2 protein-coding genes are annotated in these 1,945 nt (G+C 70.4%); both read right to left on the minus strand.

The window, feature by feature from the left end; genetic code table 11:
• Positions 1 to 145: 145 nt before the first annotated feature.
• On the minus strand, positions 146 to 367 hold the full coding sequence (locus AB0C69_RS41760; RefSeq protein WP_185023197.1) for a hypothetical protein: 222 nt from the start codon (positions 365 to 367) through the stop codon (positions 146 to 148).
• A gap of 140 nt (positions 368 to 507) precedes the next feature.
• On the minus strand, positions 508 to 1,542 hold the full coding sequence (locus AB0C69_RS41765; RefSeq protein WP_360362362.1) for a hypothetical protein: 1,035 nt from the start codon (positions 1,540 to 1,542) through the stop codon (positions 508 to 510).
• Positions 1,543 to 1,945: the final 403 nt, after the last annotated feature.

A 1,945-nucleotide genomic window follows, 5' to 3' on the forward strand; every position in this document is an offset into this window, starting at 1 on the left:
GTACCGTTCCGGCCGTTCCACTTGGACCCGCAGGTCGAAGCGGAACGGGATAAAACAGGAGGAAGCCGCTGCCACACGCTCGGGGGTACGCGTGGCGGCGGCTCCCACAACCGACATCGTGGCACGCAAATGCCGCGTTACGGGGTCAGTCCGGCCACGTCCCGGACTCGGTTGGATAACGTGACCCAGCGGTCATCTCATGCAGGCGGACGCGGAGCTCCTCGACGTCGTGCGTGCGCACGAGATCGTTCCCCCGGACGGCCCACCATTGCCCGGACCCGCCGCGGCCGATCCGCCACCCGGCGAACTCGGCCGCCAGTTCGCCGATACGGTCGGCGTCGTGCCGCGCGGACTGCTGAGTGCCCATCGGCCCGTCCCCACTTCCCTTTGCCATCCGCCTGTCGAGGCTTGACCTTCCGCACCCTCCACTACCCCCAGGATTGTGCGGGTATCCACCCCTTTTTACCTGGGGATACGCGAGTTTCGGAACGTCGCGGCGGGGGTTTCTCAGCCGCCAAAACTTCCTGTCGCTCGGGGTAGCCAGGTGGCGCGGTAACGTGACCATTCGGCCGGGCTGGTCGTCCAGTCCGCGTACACGCCGACGCCGTACGGGCGCCTGGGCGGCCGCTCCAGATCGTCGACTCCGCGCCGGACGCCGCGCAGGGCGACCGTGAGGTCCTCGGCCCACTCCATGAGGGGCCGGTAGGTGGGGACGCCCATGAAGACCGTCGTGCGGTCGCCGATGAGTTCCAGGGTCGTGCGGGTGTGCCGGGCGAAGTGCCACCCGGCGAGGGAGCGCGTGGGCAGCGACACGTCGTAGGTCATGATCGCGACCTGGTCGGCGCGGTCGGCGATGGCGCGCAGGAAGTCCCGCGTGGGGCGCGGCGGGTAGTGGATCTTCCCCGTGCGCGGTATCAGCGCCTTGTAGACCGGCTGGGCCGCGTCCATGAGGGTCTGCTGCTCCAGCGCCACCGACAGCAGCCTGCCCTTCGACCGCGTCAGCTCGCGGGTGGCGTCCATGAGCGTGAGGAACGCGCGGTCGTCGGGGTAGATCGGCTCGAAGTCGTAGTGGATGCCGTCGAACCCCAGGTCGAGGAGGGCCGCGTCCGTCCCGAGCACCCGGGTCCGCACGGCGGGGTCGTCCAGGTCGATGACGCCCTTGCCGTTCACCATCCGGATCTGCCCCAGGTACGCCTGCGCGCGGACGCCCGGCGCGTACCGGCGCATGGCGGCGAGGAGCTGCCGCGCGTAGCGGTACTTGGCCTCGGGCACGGTGCCGTCCGCCTCGAACGGTCCCGCGTGGAAGAAGACGTCGGTGATGCGGTTCTCTTTCAGCAGCTGCCCGAGCGCCCGGTACTCGGCATCGCTGTGAGACTCCCCCACCCACTGGTGCCGCGCCCAAAGCGCGTTGGCCTCGGTGCCGCGCGCCTCCGGCTCGGGCTGCCACCACACCCAGGCCCCGGCGAGCACCAGGGCGGCGAGGCCGAGCACGTAGGCCGCCGCCCATCCCAGAATCCGACCGATCCGCCCGATGACGCGCATCACGCAATCATGTCGGAAGAGCCGGGCGCCGAGCGCCCGCCGTCCCAGCGGCGACCCAGCCGCGTCCCACGATCCGGCCATAAAACGATCATGGTTGGGGCGTGATCGCGCGCCGCGCGCGGCGACGGTTGACAACGGGGGAACCTTGTATTCACGAGGCGGCTCGTGGTGTCGGCCCGTTGGTCTCGATGGGGAGCCGCTCGGTCCTTACCGTCCAGCACGGATGGAGGTCAACCGGCATGCGAGTCCCACCGAGGCAGGGTGAGCCCCGCCCCCTGATCAGCACGCGGGCCCTCGTGATCGTCCTTGTGGCGATCGGCGCCGCCGCCCTCACCGCAGCCGCCCCGGATCTGGCGATCCCGGTTCGGCGCCGCTCGTCATGCCAGGCCCGGGTGCGCTCCTC

Source organism: Actinomadura sp. NPDC048032 (assembly GCF_040653175.1).
Classification (GTDB): Bacteria; Actinomycetota; Actinomycetes; order Streptosporangiales; family Streptosporangiaceae; genus Spirillospora; species Spirillospora verrucosospora.